General features: G+C 59.3%; 15 protein-coding genes. 3 read left to right on the top strand and 12 right to left on the bottom strand.

Annotated features, from left to right (window positions below):
• Window position 1: 1 nt before the first annotated feature.
• From AC1RN6_RS12215 to AC1RN6_RS12195, 5 genes are all read right to left on the bottom strand, one after another.
• Entirely contained in the window at window positions 2-835 is an 834-nt protein-coding gene (locus AC1RN6_RS12215) for an alpha/beta hydrolase (RefSeq protein ID WP_493005600.1), read from the bottom strand.
• Window positions 832-2,145, bottom strand: coding sequence for an MASE1 domain-containing protein (locus AC1RN6_RS12210; RefSeq protein ID WP_493005598.1), 1,314 nt, complete (start codon window positions 2,143-2,145; stop codon window positions 832-834). Before AC1RN6_RS12210 ends, AC1RN6_RS12215 begins: the two co-directional genes overlap by 4 nt.
• A gap of 220 nt (window positions 2,146-2,365) precedes the next feature.
• Complete coding sequence (gene nadC, locus AC1RN6_RS12205; RefSeq protein ID WP_493005597.1) at window positions 2,366-3,253, bottom strand: carboxylating nicotinate-nucleotide diphosphorylase; 888 nt, start codon at window positions 3,251-3,253, stop codon at window positions 2,366-2,368.
• Window positions 3,250-4,389, bottom strand: a complete 1,140-nt coding sequence (gene nadA / locus AC1RN6_RS12200; RefSeq protein ID WP_493005595.1) for a quinolinate synthase NadA — start codon at window positions 4,387-4,389, stop codon at window positions 3,250-3,252. Before nadA ends, nadC begins: the two co-directional genes overlap by 4 nt.
• Window positions 4,390-4,423: 34 nt before the next feature.
• Window positions 4,424-6,022 (bottom strand): ABC-F family ATPase, encoded by a 1,599-nt coding sequence (locus tag AC1RN6_RS12195; protein ID WP_493005594.1) that lies wholly within the window; start codon window positions 6,020-6,022, stop codon window positions 4,424-4,426.
• A gap of 184 nt (window positions 6,023-6,206) precedes the next feature.
• Here AC1RN6_RS12195 and AC1RN6_RS12190 point away from each other — a divergent pair, with 184 nt between their 5' ends.
• Window positions 6,207-6,803, top strand: a complete 597-nt coding sequence (locus AC1RN6_RS12190) for a DUF1439 domain-containing protein (RefSeq protein ID WP_493005593.1) — start codon at window positions 6,207-6,209, stop codon at window positions 6,801-6,803.
• Here the strand turns inward: AC1RN6_RS12190 and ldcA are convergent.
• The 5 genes from ldcA to AC1RN6_RS12165 all read right to left on the bottom strand — a co-directional run bounded on the left by ldcA (window position 6,790) and on the right by AC1RN6_RS12165 (window position 10,341).
• Window positions 6,790-7,788 carry a muramoyltetrapeptide carboxypeptidase gene (ldcA, locus tag AC1RN6_RS12185; RefSeq protein WP_493005592.1) on the bottom strand — a complete coding sequence of 333 codons (999 nt, stop codon included), beginning with the start codon at window positions 7,786-7,788 and terminating at the stop codon, window positions 6,790-6,792. The two genes, AC1RN6_RS12190 and ldcA, sit on opposite strands and share 14 nt — an antisense overlap.
• Entirely contained in the window at window positions 7,781-8,311 is a 531-nt protein-coding gene (tadA, locus tag AC1RN6_RS12180; protein ID WP_493005590.1) for a tRNA adenosine(34) deaminase TadA, read from the bottom strand. Before tadA ends, ldcA begins: the two co-directional genes overlap by 8 nt.
• 20 nt (window positions 8,312-8,331) lie before the next feature.
• Window positions 8,332-8,778, bottom strand: coding sequence for a 6-carboxytetrahydropterin synthase QueD (gene queD, locus AC1RN6_RS12175; RefSeq protein WP_094563610.1), 447 nt, complete (start codon window positions 8,776-8,778; stop codon window positions 8,332-8,334).
• Window positions 8,779-8,922: 144 nt separating this feature from the next.
• Window positions 8,923-9,558 (bottom strand): 7-carboxy-7-deazaguanine synthase, encoded by a 636-nt coding sequence (gene queE / locus AC1RN6_RS12170; protein WP_493005589.1) that lies wholly within the window; start codon window positions 9,556-9,558, stop codon window positions 8,923-8,925.
• 231 nt (window positions 9,559-9,789) lie between these two features.
• Window positions 9,790-10,341 carry a TetR/AcrR family transcriptional regulator gene (locus AC1RN6_RS12165; RefSeq protein ID WP_493005587.1) on the bottom strand — a complete coding sequence of 184 codons (552 nt, stop codon included), beginning with the start codon at window positions 10,339-10,341 and terminating at the stop codon, window positions 9,790-9,792.
• 185 nt (window positions 10,342-10,526) lie between these two features.
• Between AC1RN6_RS12165 and AC1RN6_RS12160 the strand changes: the two genes are divergently transcribed.
• Window positions 10,527-11,753 carry a YbfB/YjiJ family MFS transporter gene (locus AC1RN6_RS12160; protein WP_493005585.1) on the top strand — a complete coding sequence of 409 codons (1,227 nt, stop codon included), beginning with the start codon at window positions 10,527-10,529 and terminating at the stop codon, window positions 11,751-11,753.
• A gap of 37 nt (window positions 11,754-11,790) precedes the next feature.
• Here AC1RN6_RS12160 and AC1RN6_RS12155 read toward each other — a convergent pair whose 3' ends face one another.
• Window positions 11,791-12,693: a LysR family transcriptional regulator gene (locus AC1RN6_RS12155; protein ID WP_493005583.1), complete on the bottom strand. Its 903-nt coding sequence runs from the start codon at window positions 12,691-12,693 to the stop codon at window positions 11,791-11,793.
• 138 nt (window positions 12,694-12,831) lie between these two features.
• On the opposite strand from AC1RN6_RS12155, the gene AC1RN6_RS12150 reads away from it, so the two are divergent.
• A complete protein-coding gene (locus tag AC1RN6_RS12150; protein ID WP_493005582.1) occupies window positions 12,832-14,052 on the top strand; it encodes an MFS transporter in 1,221 nt (406 codons plus the stop codon).
• On the opposite strand, the gene AC1RN6_RS12145 is transcribed toward AC1RN6_RS12150, so the two are convergent.
• Window positions 14,042-14,650: a 2'-5' RNA ligase family protein gene (locus AC1RN6_RS12145; protein ID WP_493005580.1), complete on the bottom strand. Its 609-nt coding sequence runs from the start codon at window positions 14,648-14,650 to the stop codon at window positions 14,042-14,044. The genes AC1RN6_RS12150 and AC1RN6_RS12145 overlap by 11 nt on opposite strands.
• Window positions 14,651-14,655: the final 5 nt, after the last annotated feature.

The raw sequence follows: 14,655 nt of genomic DNA, 5'->3' as shown, positions 1-14,655 counted from the left end.
ACTACGCGTTGTCGCTCTTCTCTGCTGCGGCAGCACCGCGCATGCGATTGCGCGTGCGCTCAGGCACCGGAGGGAAACCGAAAAACTCCAGCACGCTGTTGGCCACCTGATCGCGGTCGTTGTCGACGCAAATCATGTGATAGCTGTTCTCCAGCACGACGGTGCGTGCATCCGGAATCGTCGCCTGCAGATACTCCGCAGAGCGGAGGCTGGTCAGTTCGTCTTCGCGTGCGTGCACGATCAGAGTCGGCGCCTTGATGTTCTTTGCTCCCGCGCTCGCCCATTTCCGCAAACGATCCACCTGGCGAATGCAGGCCATCGGTACCCAGCGATAATGAAAATTGTCGCCGCGCTCAAACTTGGCTTTCACGACAGCGCGCACCAGCGTGTTCTTGATGCCGAAGGGTTCGCCCTCTTCCACCTTCATGCGCGAAGCCACGCCGGGAATCAGATAGAACAGCGGTCGCAAGTTGGCGTACCAGGGCGTCGACCAGCCGTCGATATAGATCGGCGGCGCCAGCGTAACCAGCTTGCCTTGCTGCACCGTGTGGTCGACGCGCTCGCATACCGCGAGCGCGAGCAATGCCCCCATGCACATGCCCATGACATGCAATTGCTCGTACTGAGGCTGCAATTCACGATACTGCCCAACGATCATGTCTATCCATTGCTCGGCGCGAATCGGGATGAGATCCTCCGGCCTGGTCCCGTGTCCGGGCAAGGTAACGGCATGGGTATCGGCGCCGGCTTTTTGCAGGATCTTGTGCATCGACCCCAGATCGTATTGCGTGCCGCCCAGCCCGTGAATCAGTATGACGCCAACCTTGGCTGTCATTTTTCGCTCCGGCCCTGTGCGAGATCGGCAGCATCGAAATGCCAGGTGCCCGCGACCATCACGAGACTGTCGTCCGGATCGCGCAGACTGCGGCTCATATCGGTCGCACCGATGATGCGCCCATCGGCCAGCAACAGGCGGAACGGCATATCTTCACGCACATCATCATTCACATCGCTATCATCGTGATCGCTGCGATCATCTTCCAGCCAGCGCTGGCGCAATCGGTGCTGATCCAGAGGATGCACCAGCTTGAGCGCATCATCCAATGTCGCAAACTTGTCCGGCGAAAGGCCCAACAGACTCTGCGCATCGCCGCTCCAGGCGATGGTCTTCTTTTCCGGGTTGATGCTGTAGACAAGTTGACGACTTACCGTCAGCGCCAGCTCGACTTCATTTTTCCAGCGCGCCACATCTTCATGCAATTGTTCGCGCGTGGTTTTCAAGGCACTGATGAGCAACGATAGCAGAGAGGCCACCGCCAGATAGACCTGCAATTCGAGCAAGGCATTGCTGGAATGCAGCTGGACCAGTTCGACGAACGGTCCACGCCCCAGCGAGTTGTAGACAAACGCCATCAACGACAATACCGCCACCGACAAGGCGCCGCCGCGACCGCCCCACAACAGCGCAACCAGCGCGATGAAGAACAATGGCAAATAGGTCGATGAAAAATCGATATCGAAAATGACACGATCAAGTTCGCTGTCGAAGGCGAGGTAGCCCGTCACAATCACTGCGATAAAGGCCGCCAGCCCCAGCAGAAATTCAGTACGGGCAATTCCACCCGAACGCGTCGCGCGGAACTGAGACCAGCTCGCCAGCACCGGCGTCATGATCAGAATGCCGACCAGATCGGACAGCGCCCAGACGCGCAAGGTCGGCCAGAATGGCGTGTCTTGCGTCATCACGAACCAGGCTGCGCCAAAGATTCCGCTGACCACGCTGGCGCCGACGCCGACCATCAGCAAACCGCGAACGAAGTACAGCCCTTCCATCGGAAAAGGTGCGCGCCTGACCAGCCAGACCGCGATCGCGGCAACGCCGATTTCGTCGAGGCAGAACAAGGCCATGCGCCAGAGTTCGCGATGCTCCAGCCAACCCAGCAAAATCTGCGCGGCAAACAGCAGCACCAGCAACGGGAACCAGCGTGCCGTAGGCATCAGCAGCAAGGCGCTGACCGTGATCCCCGCCGGCAGCCAGATGTATCCCGTGGCGACGAAGGAACCGTTCAACGCATGCGACACGTAGCCGAACACAAAGTACAGTGCGGCCCAGAGCAAGGGTGCGACGAGATTATTTGATTTCACGATGGATTCCCCGAGGATTACTGCCGTTCTTACCTGCTCTCGCTCGTCCGGCAAAAGAATTGCGATGCAGATCGCATACCGGGAACGACTGGATGGCGCATTTTAGCAGGCTCGCCCATGCCGGCCCCCAATGTAAAACAACCCGCATTTCCTAAGAAAATGCGGGCTGTTTCAAGAACTGCGCCTCAAGATCTGAACCGGCGTTTTTCAGCCGATGATGTCACTCAATAATACGCAGCGAATAGTCGATCGCCTGAATATCCTTGGTGAGGCTGCCGACCGAGATGCGATCCACGCCGGTCTCGGCGATGGCGCGCACGGTTTCCATGTTGATGCCGCCGGAGGCTTCCAGCACGGCGCGACGCGCTGTAATCATGACGGCTTCGCGCATCATGTCCAGCGAGAAGTTGTCGAGCAGGATGGAAGTCGCGCCGGCAGCCAGTGCTTCGCCCAGCTCATCGATGCTTTCCACTTCGACCTGGATGGTGACGCCGGCGTTGAGCTTGATGGCGGCGGTGACTGCTGCGGTGATACCCCCGGCTGCGGCGATATGGTTTTCCTTGATCAGGATGCCGTCATACAGCGCCAGACGCTGGTTCATGCCGCCGCCGACGCGCACTGCGTACTTCTGCGCCAGACGCAAACCCGGCAAGGTTTTGCGGGTATCGAGGATGCGTGCGCGCGTGTCGCGAATCAGGTCCACATAGCGGCGCGTCGCCGTCGACACGCCGGACAACAGTTGCAGGAAATTCAAGGCGCCGCGTTCTGCGGTCAGCAAGGCGCGCGCCGGGCCCTCGATGCGGCAGACTTCGTCGTTGGCTTGCATCAGATCGCCTTCGCCGAACTTCCACTCGACGCGCAGACGTGGGTCGAGACGCGCCATGACGGCTTCAAACCAGGGGGCCCCGCAGAGCACGGCTTGTTCGCGCACGATAACGCGCGCCTTGACGTGTTCGTTCTCCGGCACCAGCTTGCCGGTGTGGTCGCCGTTGCCGACGTCTTCTGCAATAGCGAGGTTGACGTTGGCGTCGAATGCCGCAGACAAGGCCGGATCGAAAGGCGCAAACGGATTGCGCAGGTTGCTGGTGCTGCTGACGGTGAGACTCATGCTGGGCCGATTCCTGCAAACAGTTTTTGTTCGTTTTCCAATGTGCCGGTCGCGCGCACATTGGCTTTCTTCTGCGCCGCGAAGTCCAGCATGCGGTCAATGCACACCACAGCCTTCTTGCCGATGGCGGGATCGACGTGGATTTCGTTGCTGCCGGTTTCCAGTACGTGCAGCAGGTTCTGCAAACCGTTCATCGCCATCCATGGGCAATGCGCGCAGCTCTTGCAGGTGGCGCTGTTGCCGGCAGTCGGCGCATCGATGAAGATCTTGCCCGGCGCAGCCATGCGCATCTTGTGCAGGATGCCGTTGTCCGTGGCGACGATGAACTCCTTAGCGTCAGACGACTGCACGGCGGCGATCAGTTGCGAGGTCGAGCCGATGACGTCGGCTTGCGCAACGACGGCTTCCGGCGACTCCGGGTGGACCAGAATCAGCGCCTTCGGATATTCCTTGCGCAACAGCTCCAGCTCGACGCCTTTGAACTCGTCGTGCACCAGGCAGGAGCCCTGCCACAGCAGCATGTCGGCGCCGGTTTGCTTTTGGATATAGCCGCCCAGATGCTTGTCGGGGGCCCAGAGGATTTTCTTGCCTTGTTCGTGCAGGTGCTTGACGATGTCGAGACCGATCGACGACGTCACCATCCAGTCGGCGCGCGCTTTGACGGCGGCGCTGGTGTTGGCGTAGACCACCACCGTGCGATCGGGATGGGCATCGCAGAATGCGGTGAACTCGTCGGTGGGACAACCCAGATCGAGCGAGCACGTCGCGTCGAGATCGGGCATGAGGATGCGTTTTTCAGGACTCAGGATCTTGGCGGTTTCGCCCATGAAGCGCACGCCGGCAACCACCAGCGTCTGCGCCTCGTGACTGCGCCCGAAGCGCGCCATTTCCAGTGAATCGGAGACGCAGCCGCCGGTTTCTTCGGCGAGGTCTTGCAGGTCTCCGTCCACATAGTAATGGGCGACCAGCACCGCGTTCTTTTCCTTCAGCAATTGCCTGATGCGCGCCTTAAGTGTCTGGCGCTCCTCCGCCGTCGGCGTGGCCGGAACCTTGGCCCACGCGTTGGCGGTACAGCTGCTGCCTGTCTCCATCTGCGGCCGTTCAAATTCGACGACCTTCATTGCGGTTGCTTGCATGGCTTTTGTGTGGCGCCAAAGCGCCTGAAAAGATTTACTGAATGCCCTGGCTGGCCAGATAGTCTTCGTAGCTGCCCTGGAAATCGACGATCTCGTTTTCCTTCACTTCCAGAACGCGCGTCGCCAGCGACGAAACGAATTCACGGTCGTGCGACACGAAGATCAGTGTGCCGGCATATTTTTCAAGTGCGATATTGAGCGATTCGATCGACTCCATATCCATATGGTTGGTCGGTTCATCCATCAGCAGGACGTTGTGACGGCCCAGCATCAGCTTGCCGTACATCATGCGGCCCTTTTCCCCGCCGGACAGCACCTTCACCGATTTCTTGACGTCGTCGCCGGAAAACAGCAGACGGCCGAGGATTGAGCGCACTGCCTGATCGTCGTCGCCTTCCTGCGTCCATTGGCCCATCCAGTCGGTCAGCGTCTCGCCCTTGGCGAATTCTTCGGTCGGATCCTGCGGCATGTAGCCGACATTGGCGTTTTCCGCCCATTTGACCAGGCCGCTGTCGGGTTGCAGGCCGGCGATGTCGCCGCCGATGCTGCGCAACAGCGTGGTTTTGCCGACGCCGTTGGCGCCGATGATGGCGATGCGCTCGCCGGCTTCAACCATGATGCTGAAGTTCTTGAAAATCGGACGGTCGTAGGTCTTGCTGATGCCTTGTGTTTCCACCGCCAGGCGATGCAGCTTCTTCTCGCCGTCGAAACGGACGAAAGGATTGGCGCGGCTGGACGGCTTGATGTCTTCGACCTTGATCTTGTCGATCTGCTTGGCGCGCGATGTGGCCTGGCGCGCCTTGGATTTGTTGGCCGAAAAACGGCGCACAAAGTCTTGCAGTTCGGCGACTTTTTCCTTGGCCTTGGCGTTGACCGACAACTGCTGCGCACGCGCTTGCGAAGACGCCAGCATGTATTCGTCGTAGTTGCCCGGATACACCTTCAGCGTGCCGTAGTCCATGTCGGCCATGTGCGTACAGACCTGGTTCAGGAAATGGCGATCATGGGAAATGATGATCATGGTGGAGTTACGCTCGTTGAGCATGTCTTCCAGCCAGCGGATGGTGTTGATGTCGAGGTTATTGGTCGGTTCGTCGAGCAGCAGGATATCCGGATTCGAGAACAGCGCCTGCGCCAGCAAAACGCGCAGCTTCCAGCCCGGCGCGACGTTGCTCATCGGGCCCTGGTGCTGTTCGATCGCGACGCCGACGCCCAGCAGCAGCTCGCCGGCGCGTGCTTCGGCAGTGTAGCCGTCGTATTCGGCGAACTTGGCTTCCAGGTCGGCAGCCTTCATGTAGTCGTCGTCGGTGGCTTCCGGATTGGCGTAAATCGCATCGCGCTCGGCCATCGCTGCCCACATTTCGGTGTGGCCCATCATGACGACGTCCAGCACGCGCATTTCTTCGTAGGCGAACTGATCCTGGCGCAGCTTACCCAGGCGCTCGTTGGTATCCAGGCTGACATTGCCGGCCGATGGTTCGAGATCGCCGCCGAGGATTTTCATGAACGTCGACTTGCCGCAGCCGTTGGCGCCGATCAGGCCATAGCGGTTGCCGTCGCCGAACTTGACGGAAATGTTTTCAAACAGCGGCTTCGGGCCGAACTGCATCGTGATGTTTGCTGTGGATAACACTGAAAAAAGCCTTTACGTATGGAAATTGCCTGGAGCCAGGTGTAAACGCGTGATTTTACCATTGTGAGCCAAGTCCCGCGTGACTCTGCCCCGCTGCGGTGAACTCGAGAAAATGGTTTTGAATCATTTACGCGCAGTCCGGCTCTAACAATTTCGGTAACAAATGAATAACATCGAACAACTTATGATCATGAAGACAATACGCGCCCCGGCAAAGGGCTGGCGCCATGGCCTTACCGCTGCCGCCCTGGCCTGGAGCACGCTGGCGGCAACCGGCGCCAGCTGGGCCGCCTACAACATCTGGACCAACGAATACACCTTTGCACGGGCCGATCTGCAAAACGCCATCGCCACCCAGTTTCCGCGCAAGCTGCGCTACATGGAAATGTTCGACGTCAACCTGACCAATCCACGCCTGAGCCTGAACGAAAAGACCAACCGCCTGATCACCACCGTCGACGCCCAGATCGACAACAAGCTGCTGATGAACAAACCCGTCACCGGCACACTATCGATGAGCAGCGCGCTCAAGTACGATCCGGCCGCACGCGCAGTCAAACTGGACTCACCGGCAGTGGAGAAAGTCGACATCGCCGGCGTTCCGGCACAGTATGCGCCGCAATTGAACGCCATCGGCAATGCCGCCGCGGAACAGGTCTTAAAGGATTATCCGGTCTATACCTTCAAGCCGGAGCAGCTTGAAATGAATGGCAAGCGCTTCGAACCCGGCGCCATCACAGTCCTCAGCGATGGCGTCAAGGTGGAAATCAAGCCTCAGTAAGCTTTCCCGCGGCAGATACAGGTGACAAAGTCGGATAGCCGCTGAGCGTCAGCACAAAGCCATCGTCATCCGCCTGCAGCTCGGCACGACCACCCACCGGCAGCGTGACGCGATCGGGAATGTGCCCGAACGGCAGACCGGTCACCAACGGCGCCGACAGGTGCTGGCGCGCGTAGGCCAGCATCTGCTCGAAGTTGTAGCCGTTGTCGTAGTCCGACAAGCGGTAATTGGAAAAATCACCCAGCAACACCGCTTTCTGTCTCGCCAGTACTCCTGCATGCTCCAGTTGCAGCAGCATGCGCTCGACACGGTAAGGATGTTCGTTGACGTCTTCGATAAACAGGATGCCGCCGTCGACCTGCGGAAAATACGGCGTCCCCAGCAGATGCACGATCATCGCCAGATTGCCGCCCCACAGCATGCCCGAGGCCTTGAGCGTCGGATTGCCGGCAGATACGGCCTTGATGGTCTGGGTCGGCTGCGTCATGGTGCGCCAGAAACTGTTCATCGTCATCGCGCTCGGCGTCTCGGTACCGAAATCGCTGCACAGCATCGGTCCGGCAAATCCGGGCGCACCAGTCTGTGCGAGCAAGGCCAGATGTAAAGCCGTGATGTCGCTGTAACCGATAAAGAATTTACCGCTGGCAGCCAGCGCACGATAATTCAACGCGGGCAGGATGCGCGACACGCCATAGGCGCCGCGCAAGGCCATGACGATCTGCACTTCCGGATCAGCAGCCGCCTGCTGAATATGCGCAGCGCGGCCGATATCGGTGGCGCCGAAACGCTGGTGACGCGCCGAATGATCATAATAACTTTTGACTTTGCATCCCTGCGCTTCCAGTAAGGCGATACCGCGAACGACAGCAGCTTCGTCAGGCGCATAGCCGCCTGGCGCGACGATGGCGACACAGGTGCCCGGCGGGATGCGGATATCGGAAGGAAGCATGGATTCAGTCACGGCTTCAGTCACTAATTCAGTCATTAAGTTCTTCATCGGTTAACTGTGCATGGGCGATTGCCTGGCGCTGCAATCGTTCCTGCTTCAGGCGCTCGCGCCGTTCAGCAAAAAAATCCTTGAGCAACTGGCCGCACGCATCAGCCATCACACCGCCGACCAGCTCAGTGTGATGGTTCAATTGCTCCTCTTCGAACAGATTGACCACCGAGCCTCCGGCGCCGGTCTTGGGATCTGCCGCGCCGTATACAACCCGCGCCAGCCGTGCATGCATCATTGCTCCGGCACACATGATGCACGGCTCCAGCGTGACGTACAACTCGCAACCGGGCAGACGGTAGTTGCCAAGTTTTTCGGCTGCGGCACGCAAGGCCATGATTTCGGCATGCGCAGTGGGATCGTGTTTGCCGATCGGCTGATTGAAACCTACTGCAATGACTTCGCCGTCTTTCACCACCACGGCGCCCACCGGCACCTCGCCCAGGTCCCAGGCGTTTTGCGCCTGCGACAAGGCCAGGCGCATGTGCTGTAGTTCGATGGCGTCGCTCATGATCTGCGTCAGCTATGCAATTAGTCTGCCGTCACTTCGGCCCAGCAATTGGGCGTCTCGTGCAGCACCAGTTTTTGCAGATGCAGCCCCGTACCGTAAGCATCCTTGTACGCTGCATTGAGGATGTCGAATGCCGTGCGCGCCAGATTTTCCACGGTAGGAATGCGATCGATCACAACGGTCTTGTGATCCGGCAGACTGGCCAGGAAGTCGCGCACCGGCTTGTCTTTTTCATACACCAGAAAAGCATGGTCCCAGACATCGACCAGATGCTGTTTGGCCAACGTCTTGATATCGGAGAAATCCATGATCATGCCGTTGTCGGAGCTGCCTTCGACTTCGATGACCTTGCCGACCAGCGTGATCTCCAGCGTATAGCGATGGCCGTGCAGGTTGCGGCACTGGCTCTTGTGATCGGGGATGCGGTGGCCGGCATCGAATTCGAGTTTACGGGTAATGGTCAGCATGAATGCTCGGTAATGTTGAAAACGGGGTCAGATTGTAAACAAACGCATAACGCGGCGGTGTCGCCGTCGGCTATAGCGGGTATTCGTGTGCAGTGTAAGCCAATGTGCAAAGACAAATGGCCGAAATAGTGCCCAATGGCGCGATCAGGGAATCTGCAGCAACTTGTGCGTCTGGATGCTCAGCTTCCACTTGGGATTGTTCTTCACCAGTTCGATCGCCATCTTGGTATTGCGCGCGGCGTCGGGACCATCCATAGGCTGTAGCAGGAAATGCTCGAAGTCCAGCTTTTCATAGTCGGACAACACCTGCGCCTGCTGTGGAATCACCACCTTGAGTTCGCTGCCCTTGAACACCTTCAGCTCGGAACCAATCTTCGGGCTCACGCAGATCCAGTCGACGCCTGGCGGAACGGGGATCGTGCCGTTGGTTTCAATCGCGATCTCAAAGCCGACCGCGTGCATGCTGGCAATCAGCGCTTCGTCCAGTTGCAGCAGAGGCTCGCCGCCGGTGAACACGACATATTTGCTGGCGGCATACGATTCCGGCCAGAGATTGTTGATGGTCTGCGCCAGTTCGTCACTGGTCTTGAACTTGCCGCCACCCTCGCCGTCCGTGCCGACAAAGTCGGTGTCGCAGAACTGGCAAATCGCCTTGCTGCGATCTTCCTCGCGGCCGGTCCACAGATTGCAGCCGCTGAAACGGCAAAACACCGCCGGACGACCGGCGTGGGTGCCCTCGCCTTGCAAGGTATAGAAAATTTCTTTGATGCTGTAAGTCACAATGATAGGAAGCGCTGGCGGCGTGGGTGCCGCGGGTTTCGGAGTTTGCCTGAGCGGCAGTCACAGAGCCTGCTGCTCCGGTTTTCCGTAAAGCGGCATTATAGCCTGTCCGGCGTGCAAGCCGCTGGGAAAGGCGCACAGCACCGCCAAAAGCTGCTGGGACTGGTCGGCCTGCGCCTGTCGATCAGCCGGAAATAAAAACAGGAAATAGACGAATACCTACCGCTGTGGTTATTTCGCTGCCGCACCCAATAACAGCTTGACCAGCATGGCTGCCGTATCAAGCAAACGCGCCTTGCTCTGATAAACCCGCTCCATCACCACCAGTCCCCGTGTAAAGGTCGTGATCAGACGCGCAGCCTCTGCCGGCGAGGTCATCAACCGTGCCGTATCTCCCGGTCGGGACAGACGCTCCAGCAAAGCCTGCTCCAGCCTGTCGATCAGCTTTTGCAAAACCTGGCGTATCGGCTCTTCAATCACTTCGCCGCTTAATGCGGTTTTGCTGGTCAGGCAACCTCTGGTCGGCTCTCCTGCCGTCATCGAATCGATGACGAATTCAAAGAAATCCGTTAAAGCGCCCGAGATGTCCTGCTGGTCCAGCGTCTTGACGACGCTTTCCATGAAGCGCTCCATATACAGATCAAAAACCTTGAGGAATAAAGCGTCCTTGCCCTGATAAGCGTGATACAGCGATCCGCGCTGCACGCCGGTCACCGCCGCCAATTCCTGCATGGTGGTTTCGGCATAGCCTTTTTTCCAGAACAGGCCCATGGCCTTGTCCAAGACTGCTTCTTCATCAAATTGCCGAACGCCCGCCATACCTTGCTCCACTGTGTTGTGCTTTTGAAGATGACTGTAAATCATCATTGACACATATGTCAATGATGATTAGGATTGCGCATTATTGACATCAATGTCAAACATAGGCAATCACTCCACCGCAAATATTTTCCCCAAAGGAATTTTTTATGTCTGCCGATACGACGCTTTCACAACTCCCCGCCTCAGAGCGCAATGCGGTCTGGCGTCACATTCTTGCCGGGCTGTGCGCAAGCCTGGTCAGTATTGGCCTGGCGCGCTTTTCTTATACGCCCCTGATTCCTCCGCTGATCCAGGCACACTGGTTTTCGGCGGCCGACATTGTCTATCTGGGCGCCGCGAATCTGGCCGGCTACTTGCTGGGCGCACTGCTCGGCCGCCCGATTGCGCGCCGGCTTTCCAACGTCACCACTCTGCGGCTGATGATGGTGCTGGTGACGCTTGCCTTCCTGGCGTGCGCGATGCCGCTGTCGGTGAGCTGGTTCTTCGGCTGGCGACTGGTGTCGGGTATTGCCGGCGGCGCCATCATGGTGCTGGTGGCGGCGACGATCCTGCCGCATGTTCCTGCCGAGCGCAGGGGCTCTGCCAGCGGTGCAATATTCCTTGGGCTGGGCTTGGGCATCGCCGGCTCGGGTACGCTGGTGCCGCTGCTTCTGAACCTTGGTCTGTGGCAGACCTGGTTCGGCCTTGGCCTTGTATCGGCAGCGTTGACAGCGGTCAGCTGGTTCTGGTGGCCGTCGTCCGCACCAGCACCGGCAACGCATATTGCGCATGCCTCCGCCTCGGGTGAAAAGGCAGTTTCCGGTACCGGCCTGCTCTACCTCCAGTACGCATTAATGGCAGTCGGTCTGGTGCCGGCGATGGTGTTTTTCGTGGATTTCATCGCACGCGGCCTCGGTGCCGGTGCGCATCTGGGTTCGCTGTTCTGGATTCTGTATGGCGTCGGCGCAATCTTCGGACCGCCGGTCTATGGCTTCCTCGCCGATCGCATCGGTGCGCGTCCGACTATGCGCTACGTGCTGTTGACGCAACTGCTGGCTGTCATAGGGATCTGCGTGACGGACAATCACTGGTGCATTGCTGCGCTGACCTTGCTGATCGGCGCCTTCCCTCCCGGCGTCGTGCCGCTGATGCTGGCTCGTGTGCGCGAAACGGTCATTGGTCACGCCGAACAACAAAATGCCACCTGGGGTCGTGCTACCACCGTATTCGCTGCATTTCAGGCGGTTGCAGGCTATACCTATTCAGCGATCTTCAATGCGACTGGCGGAAATCATCGCCTGCTCTTTCTGATCGGTGCTGCGGCGATCGCCATTGCCTTGACTGCCGATCTCGGCTTGCCGCTACTCACTCGACAACGGAAATCAGCCGCCTAGCCGGCAAGATCCATCTGCTCTGATTCTTGCCTATTTTTTACAGGATGTGCGCAGTGAGGGCACGCAGGCGTGGGGTCGCAAAGTCCAGGAAGGCGCGTAACTTCAACGGCAATGGCGCCTGTCCCGTGTGCACCAGACTAATGGGCAATGGCGCCGACTCGAATTCATCCAGCACGACCCTCAGCGTCTGCTCGCGAACAGCATCTGCAACCTGGTAAGACAGCACGCGTATCAGCCCGACGCCCAGCGTGGCAGCGGTGATGGCAGCTTCGGCCGTGTTGACCGTCAACCGCGATTGAACCGGCACCGACAACTCAGACTTCTCCGTACCAAACACCCAGGCACGCATGGAAGCGAGAACTTCAAATGTAATGCACGCATGCTGCGCCAGATCCTGCGGCCTGGCGGGTGTGCCATGCGCCGCCAGATAGGCAGGACTGGCGCAGACCACACGTCGCACCGTCCCGACGCCGGTTGCCATCAGTGTGCTGTCGGGAAGATCGCCGATCCGTATCGCCGCATCGGCATGCTCGTCCATCAGGTGCACGACACGGTCAGTGAGCATCAGGTTGACGCCGATCTCCGGATAGTGAGCGAGAAATTCGGCGACCACCGGCACAACGTGCAAACGTCCGAACGCGACGGGCGCGGTGACTACCAGTTCACCTTTGGGTGACGCGTACTCGCCCGTCGCCGCGCGCTCGGCTTCCCCGATTTCTTCCAGGATGCGCCGGCAGGCAGCCACGTAGGAGATACCCGCTTCCGTCAACGATAGTTGCCGCGTTGAACGATGAAGCAAACGCGTTTTCAGATGTGTCTCCAGTTCCGCCACCTTGCGGCTGACCGTCGCCAGCGGCATGTCGAGGAAACGCGCGGCGGCCGACAAGCTGCCCGCGTCGACGACAGCAATGAGAATGGACATGGAGTCGAGACGATTCATTCGTTATTACCAAATTTTGGAAGGATGATTCCCGATCTTATGGAATTCTCTTTATAAATGCAAACAAGTAAGCTAGGCCATTCCTCGCCGGAGCGCGATATTCCGTCGCACCCGGCAGCTCATCTTAAGGAGAATGCCATGAACGGCCAGCCTATAACATCTGATAGTCCCCCGGCACCCGCAGTCGCATCGCGCGGCAAGATCGTCATGATGGCGGTCATCGCCGGAGCGGTGATCACCAATATTTATTGCACCCAGCCCATCCTTCCTTTGATTGCATCGGGTATGGACGTGGATGTCGCCACGGTTGATCTCGTCGCCGGCTCCGCGCTGCTCGGCTTTGCCGTCGGACTGGCATTGCTGCTGCCGCTGGGCGATCGCTTCGACCGCCGCAAGCTGGTGTTGGGCCAGATCATCGGCGCCTTCGTCTTCGCCACGATGGCAGCGCTGGCCCCAGGCATCTGGGCACTCATCACGGCCTCGTTCGGGCTCGGCATTGTCAGTTGCGTACCTCAGCAACTGGTGCCTTTCGCTGCCGTCATGTCATTGCCGAAAGACCGTGGCCGCGCCGTGGGCACCGTCGTCAGCGGCATCATGGTCGGCATCCTGCTGGGCCGCACCATCAGCGGCGTGGTTGGTTCTGCCTATGGCTGGCGCGCGGTATACGGCGTAGAAGCGGCGTTCATGATTCCGGTATGGATTGCGGCTGCGAAGTTGCTGCCGCGCGGCGTGCCGAGCACCAATCTGTCCTATGGACGTCTGCTGGCGTCATTGTGGCCGCTGGCCCGTGATCATCGTCCGGTTCGAGAATCGATGATGGTGCAAGCACTGTTGTGGGCGTGTTTCAATGCGTTCTGGGTCAACCTGGCGGCATTGCTGGCGAGTGGTCCCTGGCACCTCGGGAGCGCCTGGGCCGGTGGCTTTGGCGTCATCGGTGCGGCCGGAGCACTGGCTGCGTCGCTCGGCGGCCGCGCCACCGACAAGCAGGGACCGCGCAGAGTCATCGGAGCCAGTATCGCCATTGTGACAACAGCCTTCCTGCTGCTGGCCGGCGCAGAAACCTCGCTGGTGTTTTTGGTGATCGGCGTCATCGTGCTTGATATCGGCGTGCAGTCGGGCCTGGTGTCCAACCAGACCCGCGCCTTCGCTGTCGATCCGAAAGCGCAAGGCCGTATCAACAGCCTGTACATGACCGCGACATTCTCCGGCGGTGCGCTTGGCGTCATGATCAGCGGCTGGCTGATGGCGCGCTACGGCTGGACCGGCATCGTGATCTTCGGCATCGTGCTGGGACTTGTTGCTGCGCTGGTTCACTGGAACGGTAGCGCTCGTCGGGCGGCGGATATGATCAGCCGCTGAGCGGCCACACGCGCAGGACTTCGTGCCGGGACAGTCCGATATGGCTTTTGACCAGCGTGAATTCGGCAATCTGAAAACCGATGGGATCGATGGCAATGTGCTCCACTCGATGACGGGGGTCGTAGCCGAGGGTCATATGTGGCTCATAGGCGCGAGATGGGTTGAAACCATGCTCGGCCAATGCACAACCGATTGCAGTACGCAGCTCCCGTACACCATTGAGCCCGTCGCCGCCCAGCAGCACGAATGGCCCGCTAGGTGCGGAAAATGTCACGGCAGCATCGAAACGGGCGTCGATTGCAGGGAAACGCACGGCATCGGCAGCACGGCATGCCGCCTCCACCACGCGCGCGTCGCTGTCATGCCCGACCAATTCCAGAGTGATGTGGAGCCGATCCGGCCCGACACGTTTGCCGGTGACGCCGTGAGACGCCAGCAATTTCTCAGCAAACGCATCCAGACGCACCGCGTCGGCAACCGCAGGACGCAATGCAAAAAACCAGGTGTGCTGCGGCGGCGCCACCGCCGGGCGTGAGCGCGACTGACGCGGACGCGCCACAGGTGCGGGAACCTCTCCAAACAGATCCTGTTCAGCCATGGCTC

The organism is Herbaspirillum sp. GW822-FHT03A08, from assembly GCF_058801885.1.
This window is presented reverse-complemented; position numbering and strand designations above follow the sequence as displayed.